The sequence below is a fragment of the Pseudoalteromonas sp. S3260 genome (genome assembly GCF_005886925.1).
GTDB lineage: Bacteria > Pseudomonadota > Gammaproteobacteria > Enterobacterales > Alteromonadaceae > Pseudoalteromonas > Pseudoalteromonas tetraodonis.
Map to the genome: position 1 here is coordinate 1 of NZ_PNCV01000175.1, position 554 is coordinate 554.

Consider the following 554-nt stretch of genomic DNA (forward strand, 5'->3'; position numbering starts at 1 on the left):
TTATCTAGATAAGGACTTTTGCGGATCATTTTTTTAGCTTCACGCCATGTACCATCTAAGAATATAAATAAAGGCGTTTTACCTGCAACAGGCTCTACTTGCGTTACTACTCTATCTGTTTCAACATCTTCTGCAGGAAAAATCACAAAAGGCTGATATTTATCATTATTCAATAATGCTAATAAAGCAGGATCTGGGGAGGTTCTATCCCAACGAAACGCATAATTGTCAGGGACTATTTCAGCAATTAAACGCCCTGTATTAGACGGTTTAAAACTTTCATTATGATACATCAGTAAACAAACCGCAGCGTCGCAACTTGCGTACTCAGCGCCCCCACAAATACAGTAATGCTTGGCAATTAAGCATTGCTCACAGCGGTCCATCTTACCGCCCCGGGCATTAAACTCGCGTCGAGATTCACTTATTTGCTGGGCACGTAACGCTAAAACTGAATTTTTGAAACCTTGAGTCACTGTGGTTTATTACCTATTAATTGATGGCTGCGCATTGTAGCTAAAATAAAAGAAATTAGATATCAGCTATCAGCTATC

The 554-nt window shown here is 39.5% G+C and carries 1 protein-coding gene; it reads right to left on the reverse strand.

What is annotated here, in order from left to right; all coding sequences use genetic code 11:
* A partial coding sequence (locus CWC14_RS17835) for a tRNA-uridine aminocarboxypropyltransferase (protein ID WP_138564230.1) occupies positions 1 to 476 on the reverse strand: 476 nt, incomplete at its 3' end.
* Between the last annotated feature and the right edge of the window lie 78 nt (positions 477 to 554).